This window comes from Testudinibacter sp. 'clade 2' (assembly GCF_006227735.1).
Classification (GTDB): domain Bacteria; phylum Pseudomonadota; class Gammaproteobacteria; order Enterobacterales; family Pasteurellaceae; genus Chelonobacter.
On record NZ_VDHB01000101.1, the window covers coordinates 1 to 14,557 of the forward strand.

At 46.5% G+C, this 14,557-nt stretch carries 12 protein-coding genes and 1 pseudogene; 4 read left to right on the forward strand and 9 right to left on the reverse strand.

Annotated elements, in window-relative coordinates:
• Nucleotides 1-485: 485 nt before the first annotated feature.
• Both dacB and tpx read left to right on the forward strand, forming a co-directional pair.
• Nucleotides 486-1,946, forward strand: coding sequence for a serine-type D-Ala-D-Ala carboxypeptidase (gene dacB / locus FHQ30_RS08640; protein WP_139611305.1), 1,461 nt, complete (start codon nucleotides 486-488; stop codon nucleotides 1,944-1,946).
• Nucleotides 1,947-1,977: 31 nt separating this feature from the next.
• Complete coding sequence (gene tpx / locus FHQ30_RS08645; protein ID WP_139608410.1) at nucleotides 1,978-2,475, forward strand: thiol peroxidase; 498 nt, start codon at nucleotides 1,978-1,980, stop codon at nucleotides 2,473-2,475.
• Between the two features lie 37 nt (nucleotides 2,476-2,512).
• Here tpx and rnd read toward each other — a convergent pair whose 3' ends face one another.
• From rnd to FHQ30_RS08685, 9 genes and pseudogenes are all read right to left on the reverse strand, one after another.
• On the reverse strand, nucleotides 2,513-3,673 hold the full coding sequence (gene rnd / locus FHQ30_RS08650; RefSeq protein ID WP_139611307.1) for a ribonuclease D: 1,161 nt from the start codon (nucleotides 3,671-3,673) through the stop codon (nucleotides 2,513-2,515).
• A 30-nt stretch (nucleotides 3,674-3,703) separates the two neighbouring features.
• Complete coding sequence (fadD, locus tag FHQ30_RS08655; protein WP_139611304.1) at nucleotides 3,704-5,392, reverse strand: long-chain-fatty-acid--CoA ligase FadD; 1,689 nt, start codon at nucleotides 5,390-5,392, stop codon at nucleotides 3,704-3,706.
• 67 nt (nucleotides 5,393-5,459) lie between these two features.
• Nucleotides 5,460-6,008, reverse strand: a complete 549-nt coding sequence (locus FHQ30_RS08660) for a Slp family lipoprotein (protein ID WP_139611303.1) — start codon at nucleotides 6,006-6,008, stop codon at nucleotides 5,460-5,462.
• A gap of 38 nt (nucleotides 6,009-6,046) precedes the next feature.
• Nucleotides 6,047-6,793 carry a tRNA (adenosine(37)-N6)-threonylcarbamoyltransferase complex dimerization subunit type 1 TsaB gene (tsaB, locus tag FHQ30_RS08665; protein WP_176552636.1) on the reverse strand — a complete coding sequence of 249 codons (747 nt, stop codon included), beginning with the start codon at nucleotides 6,791-6,793 and terminating at the stop codon, nucleotides 6,047-6,049.
• A 6-nt stretch (nucleotides 6,794-6,799) separates the two neighbouring features.
• Nucleotides 6,800-8,791 (reverse strand): DNA repair helicase YoaA, encoded by a 1,992-nt coding sequence (yoaA, locus tag FHQ30_RS08670; RefSeq protein WP_139611302.1) that lies wholly within the window; start codon nucleotides 8,789-8,791, stop codon nucleotides 6,800-6,802.
• On the reverse strand, nucleotides 8,781-9,062 hold the full coding sequence (locus FHQ30_RS13265) for a DUF3781 domain-containing protein (protein WP_176552637.1): 282 nt from the start codon (nucleotides 9,060-9,062) through the stop codon (nucleotides 8,781-8,783). The genes yoaA and FHQ30_RS13265 overlap by 11 nt, the downstream gene beginning before the upstream one ends.
• Before the next feature lie 6 nt (nucleotides 9,063-9,068).
• Nucleotides 9,069-9,896, reverse strand: a pseudogene (locus tag FHQ30_RS08675) (BRO-N domain-containing protein); the annotation flags it as partial.
• 27 nt (nucleotides 9,897-9,923) lie between these two features.
• Nucleotides 9,924-11,297 (reverse strand): DNA repair protein RadA, encoded by a 1,374-nt coding sequence (gene radA / locus FHQ30_RS08680; RefSeq protein WP_139611300.1) that lies wholly within the window; start codon nucleotides 11,295-11,297, stop codon nucleotides 9,924-9,926.
• A 6-nt stretch (nucleotides 11,298-11,303) separates the two neighbouring features.
• Nucleotides 11,304-12,368, reverse strand: coding sequence for a CYTH domain-containing protein (locus tag FHQ30_RS08685; RefSeq protein ID WP_139611299.1), 1,065 nt, complete (start codon nucleotides 12,366-12,368; stop codon nucleotides 11,304-11,306).
• Nucleotides 12,369-12,543: 175 nt separating this feature from the next.
• Between FHQ30_RS08685 and FHQ30_RS08690 the strand changes: the two genes are divergently transcribed.
• Nucleotides 12,544-13,224, forward strand: a complete 681-nt coding sequence (locus FHQ30_RS08690; protein WP_139611298.1) for a TIGR00153 family protein — start codon at nucleotides 12,544-12,546, stop codon at nucleotides 13,222-13,224.
• 33 nt (nucleotides 13,225-13,257) lie between these two features.
• Nucleotides 13,258-14,520, forward strand: a complete 1,263-nt coding sequence (locus tag FHQ30_RS08695; RefSeq protein ID WP_139611297.1) for an inorganic phosphate transporter — start codon at nucleotides 13,258-13,260, stop codon at nucleotides 14,518-14,520.
• The last annotated feature ends 37 nt before the right edge of the window (nucleotides 14,521-14,557 follow it).

Consider the following 14,557-nt stretch of genomic DNA (forward strand, 5'->3'; position numbering starts at 1 on the left):
TCATCTCTGACAGTGACGATGACCAGAATCCGGAAAATAAAGCCTAAGTTCTGTTCGGTTGATAAGTTTAAAAATCCGTTATATTGCCGGATTTTAGACTGCTGACAAAGGTGAAAACACACAATATTTATTGTAAAAGTAGGGGCGGATTATATATCCGCCCGTTTGCGAAGTGCGGCATAAGCACTTAATTAATAAAGGAAAAATGCAAAGTGCGGTTCGGGCGGATATATAATCCGCCCCTACATTGCCTCATCAAATATCTTTGTCAATAATCTGACAACATAGTTTGTATGCTGTAGTGATTTGCTTGTTCGCCATGTCTTTTAAAATGGCTTGTTAAATGCCTTTCAGCACGATTTACACTGTATGACAATTTGCCGTGAAATAATCATTTACCTCGTTGGCTGATGGCACTATTATGGACGTCTTATAAAAAAAGGCAACCCCAAAAATAACGCTCAACATCCGTCACTACTCAAACTATGAAACGATTCCAACTTCAATCGACTGTATTCAAAAATATTGCGTTTTCACTACTTGGACTGGCTTTGTTAAATGCCGCACCTGCCCAAGCCAATGTCAATCTTAACGACTATATTTCCTACTTGCCGACCGGTGCCAGCGTCGGTTTTGCGGCGGAAAATTTGAACCGGCAGCAAACCATTGCTGACTACAATCAGCAGATCTTGATGTTGCCCGCCAGTACGCAAAAAGTGTTTACCGCACTTGCTGCCAAATTAACGCTGGGTGATCAATTTCAATTTGCCACCGATTTGGTCAGCAGCGCCAAAATTAGCAACAAAATCCTGCAAGGCGATTTAAGTATTCGCTTCAGCGGTGACCCAACCTTACGCAGTGGTCAGCTTTATCAACTTCTGGCACAACTGAAACAGCAAGGCATTGATACCATCAACGGCAATATTGTGTTGGACACCAGCATCTTTAACAGTCACGACCGCGGTTTGGGCTGGATCTGGAACGATTTGACCATGTGTTTTAATGCACCACCTTCCGCTGCCAGCATTGACGGCAACTGTTTTTCAGTGGAGCTAAATGCCAGCGGAGCGATCGGCGAACTGGTGCAAGCCAGCGTGCCGTCGCATTTTCCGGTGCAGGTTTTCAGTCAAGTGCGGATCGTATCAGCACAAGAAGCGGCAAATTGCGCTTTTGATGTTGTGGTCAATGACAATAATCGCTACACCTTAAAAGGCTGTATTGCACGGCAAAGTAACCCTTTTGGCCTCAGTTTTGCCGTGCAGGATACCGACGCCTATGCGATCGCCATTGTGATGAATCAACTACAAAAATTAAAGATTAATGTCAACGGTCAAATCCGCTTGGCGCTGCAACCAACTAACGGCACGATTCTTGCCAGCCACTATTCCAAACCGCTGCCGGATTTATTGAAACAGATGATGAAAAAATCCGATAATCAAATTGCGGATAGCCTGTTTCGTCGGATCGGGTATCAATATTACCAAAAACCGGTTTCCTTCCAGCAAAGTGCACTGGCAATGCGGCAAATTCTCAGCAAGCAGGCGGAAATCGATTTCGGCAACAGCCAAATCGCTGACGGTTCCGGTTTGTCACGCCAAAATCTGATTAGCCCCGCGGCACTGTTGCAAGCGCTGGATTATATTAGCCGCCATGAAGATACACTTGACTTGTTGGATACCTTTCCGATCGCCGGGCAAGACGGCACGCTGAGCGGACGCGGATCGATGGGCGAAGCTCCGCTGGCAAAAAACCTGATTGCCAAAACCGGGGCATTAAAAGGGGTTTATAATCTTGCCGGATTCATGCAAAATGCCAAAGGCGAACGTATCGCTTTTGTCCAATTTATCAACGGCTATTCAACCGGCGACTTAGAGAGCCGAACCAAGCGCAGTCCGTTGGTGAACTTTGAAAAAGGCGTGTTCAACGCACTTTATCAAAACCCGTAAGTTAACCCTTAAATACCCAAAGGAGAACAGCATGACAACAGTCAATTTAGGTGGCAATCCAATCGAAGTGAAAGGTCAATTTCCATCCGTCACAACACATGTTGCCGATTTCAGCTTAACGGCGACCGATTTAAGCGAAGTGGCGCTGAGCCATTACAACGGCAAACGTAAAATTTTGAATATTTTCCCAAGCATCGACACCGGCGTTTGTGCCACTTCAGTCAGAAAATTTAATCAACAGGCTTCCGGTTTAGACAACACTGTGGTGTTGTGCATTTCTGCCGATTTGCCTTTCGCCCAAGCCCGCTTCTGTGGTGCAGAAGGGTTGGAAAATGTGGTCTCATTATCCAGTTTCAGAAACCGCACTTTTGCCGAGGCCGTTGGTGTAGCCATTGTCAGCGGTCCGTTGAGTGGTTTAACCGCCAGAGCAGTGATTGTGCTAGATGAAGCCAATACGGTTCTACACAGTGAATTGGTAGCGGAAATTAAACAAGAACCCAATTATGAAGCCGCATTAGCTGTGCTGTAAAAAGTATTGGTCGGACAGGATATTGTCCGACCTTTTTCTAGCGGCTGGTTTCGGTTGGCAGCAATGATAGCAATTGCTGTCCATAAGGTTTGCGCCAGCCTTGTAGTAAACGGGGTAATTTTTCCGGATTAGATTGCTCAGTCCAGACCCATTTAATCAATTGATGTAACAACTTTCGACTTGCAAGCTGCTCTTTGCTCAACTCTGCTGGGCAGATCTCGCTCGCTTTATGTTGCAATGCTCGCAACGTGCTTTTATAACGTGGTAAGGTTGCAATTTGTTCAATTGCCGGCGGATATTGATCAGCTTCGACTTTTTGCGCCAAAGCAATAATTTGCAGAATTTTTTTACCGTGCCGACGAATCTCATTCGGGTGAAATCCCAGATCAAGGAATTCTGCAGTATGCTTGACCTGCGATTCAGCCGCCTGGTACAGCGCCTGCTCTTTCACCACAAAATTCAGTGCCAAATCCCGTTCTATCGCCATTCTCATGCGCCATTTTGCCAGCCATTTCAGGCTTAATAAACGTTCACCGTGCAAACGCCAAGCGTTGCCGATTTTCAGATAGGCATTTTCCGGATCATTCGGTTGCTGCGCCCGCTTGAGCAAAAATTCACACTCTTCCGCAACCGCACTTTGCCACTCGGTTTGCGCCAACAACGGTTGCATTTTTTCAAACAACGGCAACAGATACCAGACATCGGCTGCCGCATATTGCAATTGCTGTGCCGATAACGGACGCGCCAACCAGTCGGTACGCGAAGCGCCTTTATCCAACTCCAGATCAAAAAAGTGCTGCACCAATTTGGCAAAGCCGCTGGAAGTGGAAAAACCAAGAAAATCGGCAATGATCTGGGTATCCAGCATCGGCTGTGGTAACTGTTTGAAATAATATTGAAAAACTTCTAAATCTTCACTGCACGAATGTAACACTTTGGTGACGGCTTGATCTGCCAACAATTCTCTAAACGGCGCAAGATCCGGCAGTGAAAGCGGATCAATCAAACTCAACCTTTCGCCGTCATAAAGTTGTATCAAGCCCAATTTCGGATAAAACGTGCGGGTACGGATAAACTCGGTATCCAACGCCACCACCGCTTTTTTTCTTGCGTTGTCACACACGGTTTGCAATAACTCAGCACTGTCTACCCATTGATAATTAAGCACTGAGCGCACTTGCCCATTTTGTTGTTGCATATGATTCATTCTCTACTGCTTTTATTATTTTTACTGCTTTGCAGTGCGTTTCGCCAGTTCTTCATCTCGAACCACTCGGCGTAAAATTTTGCCGATGTTGCTTTTCGGCAATTCATCTCTGAATTCAATTTCGCGCGGTAATTTATAACCGGTCAAATATTCACGGCAATGCTTGCGGATCTCGTCAGAAGTCAAGGTTTCATCACGTTTGACCACAAACACTTTCACTGCCTCACCGGTCTTGACGTCCGGCACACCAATAGCCACCACTTCTAACACTTTGTAATTCAACATCACCACATCTTCAATTTCATTCGGGTACACATTGAAGCCGGAGACAATGATCATGTCTTTTTTGCGATCAACAATTTTTAAATTTTTGTCTGCGCCCATCACCACGATATCACCCGTTGCCAGCCAGCCGTCTTGCAACACTTCAGCAGTCGCTTCCGGACGTTGCCAGTAACCTTGCATCACTTGATCACCTTTGACCCACAGCTCACCGCGTTCACCCAGTTGTGCTTCTGTGCCGTCTTCTTTGATAATTTTGATGTCGGTATTCGGAATCGGCACCCCGATATTGCCATTGTGCTCGGTCGATTGTGGCGGACAAGCAGCAACTAGCGGCGAACATTCGGTCATGCCGTAGCCTTCAATAATATTGTTGCCGGTCAGCGCATGCCAACGTTCTGCCACCGCTTGATTAACCGACATTCCGCCGGCAACCGATAATTTCAGCGCAGAAAAATCCAACTCTCTAAAATTTTCATTATTCAACAATGCGTTGAACAACGTATTCACCCCTGTCAACGCCACATACGGATGGCGTTTCAACTCTTTGACAAAACCATTGATATCGCGCGGATTGGTGATCAGCACGCCGGTCAGTCCTAATTCGATAAACAGCAACCCATTCATAATCAAAGCAAATGCGTGATAAAGCGGCAACGCAATAATCGCTTCGCGTACCGGTGAGTCTTTAACAAAATCATTAGCAATCCATTTCGCTTGGAAAATATTGGTCAGGATATTTTTATGACTCAGCATCGCCCCTTTTGCCACGCCGGTGGTTCCGCCGGTGTACTGTAAAAAGGCCAGATCATCCGGAGCCACTTGCGGCTTCACATATTGGCGCATTTTGCCGATGCTCAATACTTCACGAAATGTCACCGCACCGGGCAGTTTATATTTAGGCACCAGTTTTTTGACGTATTTCACGATAAAATTGACTAAATTGCGTTTGCCGAACGACAATTGATCGCCCATACGGGTCAAAATCACGTGTTTGACATCGGTTTCATTAACAATACTTTCGAGCGTTGCTGCAAAATTGGACACCACCACAATCGCCACGGCGCCACTATCTTGCAGTTGGTGTTCCAATTCACGCGGGGTGTAGAGCGGATTGACATTGACCACAATCATGCCGGCACGCAGCACACCGAACAGCGCAATCGGGTATTGCAACAGGTTCGGCATCATCAACGCTACTCGATCGCTTTTTTTCAGTTTTAATACATTTTGCAGATAGGCGGCAAACGCTCGACTGCGCTCCTCCAATTTACGCATTGTCAGCGTCTTACCCATATTGATGTAGGCGGCTTGATCCGGGCGTTCACGCACCGCTTTTTCAAACATTTCCAGCAAAGAGCGGTATTTATCGGTTTTAATCACACGCTCAGCCCCTTCCGGGTAATTATCGAACCAAATTTTTTCCATGGGATTCCTTTATTATTTCTCTATTGGTGTTTTTGTTATTTTTGTTAGTTTTATTAGTTTTGTCAATTCATCTTAATGCCGGACGCGGATAGCGGGTCGGTATCGGACCGAAAAATCGCCCGTAGCGCCGCCCTTCCCAATAATCCGCCCACTCGTCTTCGTCATAATAATATTCAATCACTTGCTGCCAAATGTAGTAGTCCTCTACTTTGATTTTTGGATAAGCATACTGCGCCTGATCAATTTTGCCGTCCTGCCTACCGCTCAAAACTCCTTTTACAGTAATATACTGATCTTGTAGGCTGAGCGGATCGACAAAGCCGTTAAGTACGGCGATAAAACGTCCGTCACTTTGCGAAGCTAGGATCGGCTTCGCCGTAAAACGGTCAACCGCCATACTCAGCACTTCAATCTCAGTTTGTTGCGCCAGTGCGGTCGCCCGAATCACTTTGCCGCCCAACCGCACTTGCTCACAATTGCAGACAAAATCTGCAGTTTGCAGCGCCTTATAACTGATTATCGTATTGTCACGTTCCAAGCCCTGTGGTGCAAGCTGACAAGATGCCAGCACCGCACTTGCAAATCCCGGCACAATCCATTTCAATATTTTCATCATTTGCCTCCTAAGCTAGGCTAGCTAAATTGAATAGCAGACTATTCTCGACCAGGCAGCTTTTTCCAGGTGACTTGATTACGTAAATAGACCGGTTCAATCTCCAGTGCATTATTATAACGTTGCTGCTGCCAATTTAATTGTGCCAACGGTAGCATATAGTGGGCTGATGGCAATAAAATCTCACATTTTTTTAACAAAATGTGAGATTGCTCAAATTGCGCATACGCCCCCCAGCCGCTGCCGACACAGACCGCACTTTGCTGCGCTTGGAATATTTCAGTTTGTTGCCGTTGCTGTAACTGCTGCAACACCGCTTCCGGCGGCAAGACTTGTTCTGTAATCAAATGTTGCCAGTCAGCATATTCATTGCCATCAAGCAGCTGTGGCTGATAACGCAAGGCGGAAAAATAGACTTCGTTCATACGGGCATCAATCGCCGCCAATACGCTGGTTGCCCCCAGTGTTTGATAAGCCTGCTGCGCCATGGCGGTCAAATTCGACACCGCAATCACCGGCAAATCAGCTCCCAGCGCCAGCCCCTGCACAATTCCACAGCCGATCCGCACCCCGGTAAAACTACCCGGCCCACGCCCGAACACCAGCGCATCAACCTGTTTCAGGCTGATCCCCGCTTGCGCCAACACTTCGTCAATCATCGGTAAAATCCGCCGCGTGTGCGCTTTTGGGCTCAGTTCGTCTTTTGCTAATATTTCTCCATTATGCAATAACGCCACCGAACAGGCTTCGGTCGCCGTGTCTAATGCCAATAACGTTGTTTTTATCATTTTTTGCTACTCTAGGGTCTGTTGATGTTTGTCTATAATTTGAGCTTGCTGTAAAAATGTAATCACTCGATTCAGATCTCGAGTGCGTGTGGCATTCGGCAAGCTCTTTAAAAACGTCGCGCCATACGGACGCATCACTAAACGTGAATCACAAATAATCACCGCACCTCGGTCAGTGACATCACGAATTAAGCGCCCGACACCTTGCTTTAAACTGATCACTGCTGTCGGCAACTGTACCTGATTGAACGGGTCGCCGCCTTTCAAACGGCAATCTTCAATCCGGGCTTTCAACAACGGTTCGTCCGGTGAAGCAAACGGCAGTTTGTCGATGATCACCAATGACAGCGCATCACCACGCACGTCCACCCCCTCCCAAAAACTGGAGGTTGCCACCAATACCGAGTGGCTCTCTTCGGTAAACTTCTGTAACAGTTTGCCCTTGCCCATTTCCCCCTGCAACAGCACCGATAAGCTGCTGTGTTCACGTAGGTATTCTGCCAGCCCCCGCATCATCACATATGAAGTGCACAGCAAAAAACAGCGCCCTTGATTGGCTTCGATCACCGGCAGCAACATCTCGCCCAACCTGCCTAAGGTCTGCTTGTGGTTACTGCCCGGTAGAAAACGCGGCACACAAAACAGTGATTGTTTGGGATAATCAAACGGCGAAGCCAGTACTTTTTGCTGGCTGTTTTTAATCCCCATTCGCTCGCAGAAAAAATCGAAATTGCCACCGACTTCCAGCGTTGCTGAGGTGAAAATCCAACCGGCTTGCTGGTTTTGCAACTGCTGTCCAAATTTATCCGCCACGGTCAACGGCGTTAAATGCAGCGCAAACTGACGGTTAAAGGTTTCGAACCAATAACAATAGCCGGTGATGCTGGTGTCTAAAATCCGCTTAAACTGTGTTTGTATGGTTTGAATCCGTTCAAAAATACTGTCCAAGGTTTGCGAACGCCCCAATGCCAATTTGACCACATCATGCACAAATTCCAGATTTTCCTGTAAGCTTTGTACCGCTCTTTGCACATTTGGCTCGGCAAAAAAGGTTCGCAAATTTCCGCGTTGGTTGCCCTCGCCCATCATCAGACGAAAATCCTGCACAATTTTTTGCAGGTGATCAGCCGCTGTGCCCAATTGCTTCAAATCTTTCACTTCGGTGCGGTAACATAATGTCATATCACGGCATAAATCATACAACTGACGCGAGCTGATCGCTTGCCCAAAGTATTGGCTGGCAATGTCCGGCAATTGGTGGGCTTCATCAAAAATAATCACTTTGGCTTCGGGAATCAGTTCGCCAAAACCGTTTTCTTTCACTGCCATATCGGCACAAAACAGATGATGATTCACCACCACCAAATCCGCTTCCAGTGCTTTTTTGCGTGCTTTGGAAACATAACACTCGGCATAATTCGGGCAATCACTGCCTAAACAACTCTCGGTGGTGCTGGTTAATTGCGGTAAAATCGGGCTGTCTTCCGGCAATGCGGCACACTCGCTTAAATCACCGTTTGCGGTCGAAGTCTGCCATTTTCGTACCACTGCTAACGATGCCAATACCGATTTATCGCCCAACACCCCCTCAGCAATCAATTTGTCCAGCCGTTCCAGACAAAGATAGTTAGCCCGCCCTTTAAGCAGTGCCAGTTTGCCACTGTAGCCCAAAGCTTTTTGAATGGTCGGTAAATCACGGTTAAATAGCTGATCTTGCAGATTTTTTGAGCCGGTCGAAATAATGGTTTTTTTGCCTGACAGCATTGCCGGTACCAAATAAGCGAAGGTTTTGCCGGTGCCGGTACCCGCTTCTATCACCAACTGCCCTTGTTGCACAATCGCCTGTTCCACCGCTTGCGCCATCGCAAACTGCTCATCGCGCGGGCGAAATTGTTTGATATGACGACTTAGCGTACCATCCACAGCAAATGCCGATGTTAGTTTTGTACTGGGTTTGCTGGAATAAGCTGCAATTTCTTGTGTGGGATTAGCCGCCATGATTGTCCTTGTAGCTTATTTTGTGTGCTGTGATAATACAGTAATTATTAGCATTAATTGTTATGACACTGCCATCAACACTAATATTCCAGTTCTTCCCATTTTTGCTAATCACAGCATGGGGTAACCCAATCTTCAGCTTGCACCACTCAACGATATTGTCTGTTACCAATTCAAGATTTTTTTGTATACGGGCAGCACCTAATTCAGTGGTATGAATTTTATCTAAGTTATTTAATAACCGCTCTTCTTCCTGGATTTTTTCCTGCATTGGTATTTCAGAAATATCTTCAAATAATTTCGAAAAATTAATTGCATTTTTTGGTGTAATTATTGGCTTCCCAGTTTCCTTCTCGATTTCTTTTCTCGTATTTCCAGCGATAGAGCCACCTCGCTTAGCTGTTTGCTTGTTTTCTTCCAGCCCCATTGGCTTTTCAACCTTAGTCAACTCTGTTGTCGTTGCTTCAGCAAGCATATTGAGCACCAGTTCAAGCGTAGACATATTATCTCTTAGATTTTCTTTTTTCAGATTTTTGAAGTCTTTATATTGACGGGTAGTCATACCACTCCAAGCTTTTGATATTTCGTTTGTCAGAATGGCATATTCCATTCCTTCTTTAATGCCGTGGTCTTCCCAAACATCAGTCAGCTCCTTTAGCACTTGAATAGCTTGAAGGCGTTGATTAATCCATTCTCTGGAATAACCTTTTTGTAAGTATGTCTGCAAAGCTCTTTCAATGGTCAATTCAGGATCAATAATTTCATCCATTCGTTGTTTACCTACTCCGGCTAACCACATTTTAAAGGGTTCAGCTTTTGGGGAAGGAATGGATTGGATAATGCGGAAGATCCCTTGCATCTCTGCAACATCAGTCTTATATTTTTTACCGTCTGAGGACACTAATTTCAGTTGTCGACAAAATGTCGACAACTCAGATTTATCTTCCTCAGCCATACGTTTTTTTACCCGATACCAATAATCTCTGGGATTGCTGCTTTCCGTAAGCACGGCTACCACATCAATAACTGAAAAATACCACTCCTCTTTTTCATTATCCCAAATTGATCTAATCTCTTTATTTTCATAAAGTTTTATCTCATTCATCGTTCTGCTCCGTTATCCTTCACTCGACTAAAAATCATCTAACACGGCTAAAGCATCCGCTAATTTTTTTACGGTGAAAACCTGCATTTGTTCGATGTTGTGCTTTGGTTTATTGGCAAACGGGACAATTGCGCGGCGAAAACCATGTTTTGCGGCTTCGCTGATTCGCTCTTGCCCGCTGGTGACCGGGCGAATTTCCCCGGCCAAACCGACTTCGCCGAACACCACTAAATCTTGCGGCAAAGGGCGGTTACGAAAACTGGAAATCAACGCCAGCAACAGTGCCAAATCGGCGCCGGTTTCTGCGACTTTCACCCCGCCGACCACATTGACAAACACATCTTGATCGGACATCTGCACATTGCCGTGCCGATGCAGCACTGCCAACAACAACGCCAGACGGTTCTGTTCTAGCCCGACTGCAACCCGTCGCGGATTGGCAAGCATAGAGTGATCGACCAAGGCCTGAATTTCCACCAGCAAAGGGCGTGTTCCTTCCCATAACACCATCACCGAACTGCCGGAAGTCTGCTCTTCGCCGCGACTTAAAAAAATCGCCGACGGATTTTTGACTTCACGCAAGCCTTGTTCAGTCATCGCGAAAACGCCGAGCTCATTGACTGCTCCAAAACGGTTTTTGTGGCTACGCAAAGTGCGGTAGCGTGAATCGGCTTCGCCCTCAAGCAAAATGGAACAGTCGATGCAGTGCTCCAACACTTTCGGGCCGGCAAGCGTACCGTCTTTGGTGACATGACCGACCATAATAATCGCTACTTGTTTGGTTTTGGCATAGCGAGTTAAAAACGAAGCACATTCGCGCACCTGCGCCACACTACCGGGCGAGGATTGAATATCTGCCAAGTGCATCACTTGAATCGAGTCGATCACAACCACCTTCGGCTTTTCCTGATCGGCAATATTGCAAATCTGCTCAACGGAAGTTTCTGACAGCATGCGCAGTTTATCGCTCGGCAATCCTAAGCGGTTGGCTCGCATCGCCACTTGCTGCAACGATTCCTCCCCGGTGACATACAAGGTTGGCATCTGTTGCGCCAAACCGCACATCACTTGCAATAATAAAGTACTTTTACCGGCGCCGGGATGTCCTCCGATCAAAATTGCGCTGCCCGGCACAATGCCACCGCCCAGCACACGATCCAATTCGCTGAAACGGCTGCTGAAACGTGGCGTTTCTTGCAGGCTGATTTCGGACAAGGTCTGTACTTTTGCGTTGCTTTCCCCGGCATAACCACTAAAACGGTCGCCTTTAGCGACGGTGCTGACCAAGCGCACTTCGCTGATGGTATTCCACGCTTTACAGGCACTGCACTGTCCCTGCCAGCGAGCATAATCTGCACCACAATCATTGCAAACATAGGCTTTTTTCGGAGTTTTCGCCATATGATATTATCCGTTGAGAGTCAATTTAATCAGGTAAATCTGGCGTTTGACACCATTACCGCGGTGCAAAAACTCGTGCAAACGTAAAGTGCGGTTTTCATCGTCAGACAGTTTGCTTAATTCGGTTAATTTCGCCAAAAAACGCTGATTCAATTCAATTAATTCTTCGATTGAATCTTGGTCCAACCGCACTTTTAAGCGCTGCCCGACTTGCTGCTGATAAGCCCGCCACAGGAGCGATTGATGTTGATCGTAATAGCGGTATAACGTCATAAACGCTTGTAATGCACTGTCAAGCTGTGCAGCCGACAGTGGCATGGTCAACAGCTCAGCGTAATACTCGGTTAACGACTGCTCATAAGCAAATAGTCGGCTCAATGCTGCACTCGCAGTGGCTGCCAGCGATAGGTCAGACAGCAATTGCTGCCACTGATGCTGCCATTCAAAAGCTTGCAACGCTGCGATCCCGGCCAAGCGATAGCCGCGTTTGGCTTTGCTGGCCGAGCCCAAACGAATACCATCCGACAGGCTGAGAGATTCGACAAAGGTCAACAGGTCATCCAAGCTGCCGTGTTTCAGTTCAAATTCAGCCTCATAAATCGGCTCAAACCGCTCTTGCGCTTCGATTTCGCCTTGATCCAACGCCACTTCAATATTTGCACCGTTACCCAATTCAATTTCCCATGCTTGGCGTAAAAAATCAGTGCTAAAAATCGGTTTCAAATGTTGCTGTAACTGTTCAAGCGGGCGGCTGAGTTGTAAATCGGCAAATTGGTTCAAGCCGTTTAAACGAGGCGACGCATCGTCTAACGCACAATTGTATTCGGGACGCATGTGCAAACCACCAATCGTGGTTCCGTCGGTTTTCAGGGTTAAAATAAACTGATCATTCAGCGTTCTGACCCGCAATCCCATACGTTGCGATGAGAAAAAATAGTCGGCGGTATCATAGTAACAGTTGCCCAACACTTGTTGAGTATGGGATAACACTTTAAAGCTCGCCATCTCTTTGCTTAAAAAAGCTGCAAATGCTGGATTAACCAGCAGCTTTAATTCAATTTCTGCGCTCATATTTCGGTCCCGCTTGTTTTATAACTATCCGTTTAAGATGACAATTTGATTACAATTTAGCAAAAAAGGTTTATTTCTCAAATTAAAATCGTGAGTTATGCCGTAGTTTCGGTTATTATGCGGCAATAATCATCACCTGAGTTATATTATCTTATCGTATATTGGAGCTAATGCTATGCCACTCAACAATATCTTGGGCTTGTTTGCTCAATCCCCACTCAAACCCTTAGAAAAACACTCAAATAAAGTCAGCGAATGCTGTGATATCCTGGTGCCTTTCTTTAAAGCAACATTCGAAAACGATTGGACATTGGCGGAAGAGCTACGTAAAAAAATCTCCGAAGCCGAACGTGAAGCCGACAGCTTAAAACGTGAAATCCGACTGAAATTACCACGCGGGCTATTTATGCCACTTGATCGCACCGATCTATTAGAACTGGTCACTCAGCAAGATAAACTGGCAAACTACGCCAAAGACATCGCCGGTCGGGCGGTCGGGCGTCATCTTTGTATTCCACAACCGATGCAACAGGCTTTTCTGGAATACTTAAACCGCAGTTTAGACGCTGCACATCAAGCCACACGGGTGATTCAAGAGATGGATGAGCTCTTGGAAACCGGATTTAAAGGACGTGAATTGAATTTCGTGAATAAAATGATCAATGAATTGGATGCGATCGAAGATGATACCGATCATCAACAAATTTTATTGCGCCGCCAATTATTGGAAATCGAAGACCAATACAAACCGGTCGATGTGATTTTTCTGTATAAAATCCTCGAATGGATCGGTGTGCTTGCCGATCAGGCGCAACGGGTCGGTTCACGTATCGAATTAATGTTGGCTCGCTCTTAAGCATATCCCAAACAATAATAACGAGGATATTATATGGAATTTATCGCACAATACGGTCACACCGTAGTGATTATCACGGCGATCGCCGGACTTTTAATGGCTTTCGGAATCGGCGCCAATGATGTTTCCAACGCGATGGGAACGTCCGTCGGCTCCGGTACTATCACTGTTAAACAAGCGATTTTGATCGCCATGGTCTTTGAATTTGCCGGTGCCTATCTGGCTGGTGGCGAAGTCACCGAAACCATCAAGAGCGGTATCATCGATCCCAGCTTATTTGCAGCAGTACCTGAAGTATTGATTCTGGGGATGATGTCGTCACTGTTTTCCGCCGGTGCCTGGCTTCTGATCGCCTCTTATATGGGCTGGCCGGTTTCAACTACCCATTCGATTATCGGGGCAATTATCGGCTTTGCCTGTGTGACGGTTGGCCCGCATACGGTAGATTGGGGCTCGGTTAAAGGCATTGTCGGCAGTTGGTTTATCACGCCGATCATCTCCGGTTTGGTCGCATATACCATTTTTGTCAGCACCCAGCGCCTGATTTTTGATACTGAAACTCCGATGGAAAATGCACAAAAATACGGTCCGTTCTATATGGGATTGACCAGCTTCATCATCTGCATTGTCACTATGACCAAAGGTCTGAAACACGTCGGACTACACCTCAGCACAATGCAAACCTTTTTCATCTCCTTAGCCATCAGTATTATCTCAATCATCTTCTGCCACTACTATTTCCGCAGCGAATCCTTTAAAAATCGAGTACAAGGCGGTGCCTTCGGTGGCGTTGAAAAAGTATTCAGTATTTTAATGTTACTAACCGCTTGTTCCATGGCATTTGCTCACGGGTCAAACGATGTCGCCAATGCCATCGGTCCACTGTCTGCGGTAGTTTCGATCGTTGATAATGGCGGTGTAATCGCCAGCAAAACCGCACTGGCATGGTGGATTCTGCCACTGGGTGCAACCGGAATTGTTATCGGTTTGGCGGTGATGGGTTATAAAGTCATGGGTACCATCGGCGGCGGCATCACCGATTTGACCCCAAGCCGTGGCTTCTCTGCTGAATTTGCCACCGCAATCACCGTGGTCATCGCCTCCGGTACCGGCTTGCCGATTTCCACCACTCAAACCTTGGTCGGTGCGGTGCTCGGGGTTGGATTTGCACGCGGTATCGCCGCCCTTAACCTCAATGTTATCCGCAATATTTTTGCCTCATGGGTTGTGACTTTACCGGCCGGTGCCATTTTTGCTATTATCTTCTACTATATTTTACACGCTATTTTTCTTTAGTCTTTTTGATTAAGTCATAAAGATATTTGATGAGGCA

Coding starts and splice junctions, on each gene's coding strand:
- dacB (WP_139611305.1), top strand. CDS start 486: ATGAAACGATTCCAACTTCAATCGACTGTATTCAAAAATATTGCGTTT.
- tpx (WP_139608410.1), top strand. CDS start 1,978: ATGACAACAGTCAATTTAGGTGGCAATCCAATCGAAGTGAAAGGTCAA.
- rnd (WP_139611307.1), bottom strand. CDS start 3,673: ATGCAACAACAAAATGGGCAAGTGCGCTCAGTGCTTAATTATCAATGG.
- fadD (WP_139611304.1), bottom strand. CDS start 5,392: ATGGAAAAAATTTGGTTCGATAATTACCCGGAAGGGGCTGAGCGTGTG.
- FHQ30_RS08660 (WP_139611303.1), bottom strand. CDS start 6,008: ATGATGAAAATATTGAAATGGATTGTGCCGGGATTTGCAAGTGCGGTG.
- tsaB (WP_176552636.1), bottom strand. CDS start 6,793: ATGATAAAAACAACGTTATTGGCATTAGACACGGCGACCGAAGCCTGT.
- yoaA (WP_139611302.1), bottom strand. CDS start 8,791: ATGGCGGCTAATCCCACACAAGAAATTGCAGCTTATTCCAGCAAACCC.
- FHQ30_RS13265 (WP_176552637.1), bottom strand. CDS start 9,062: ATGCAGGAAAAAATCCAGGAAGAAGAGCGGTTATTAAATAACTTAGAT.
- radA (WP_139611300.1), bottom strand. CDS start 11,297: ATGGCGAAAACTCCGAAAAAAGCCTATGTTTGCAATGATTGTGGTGCA.
- FHQ30_RS08685 (WP_139611299.1), bottom strand. CDS start 12,368: ATGAGCGCAGAAATTGAATTAAAGCTGCTGGTTAATCCAGCATTTGCA.
- FHQ30_RS08690 (WP_139611298.1), top strand. CDS start 12,544: ATGCCACTCAACAATATCTTGGGCTTGTTTGCTCAATCCCCACTCAAA.
- FHQ30_RS08695 (WP_139611297.1), top strand. CDS start 13,258: ATGGAATTTATCGCACAATACGGTCACACCGTAGTGATTATCACGGCG.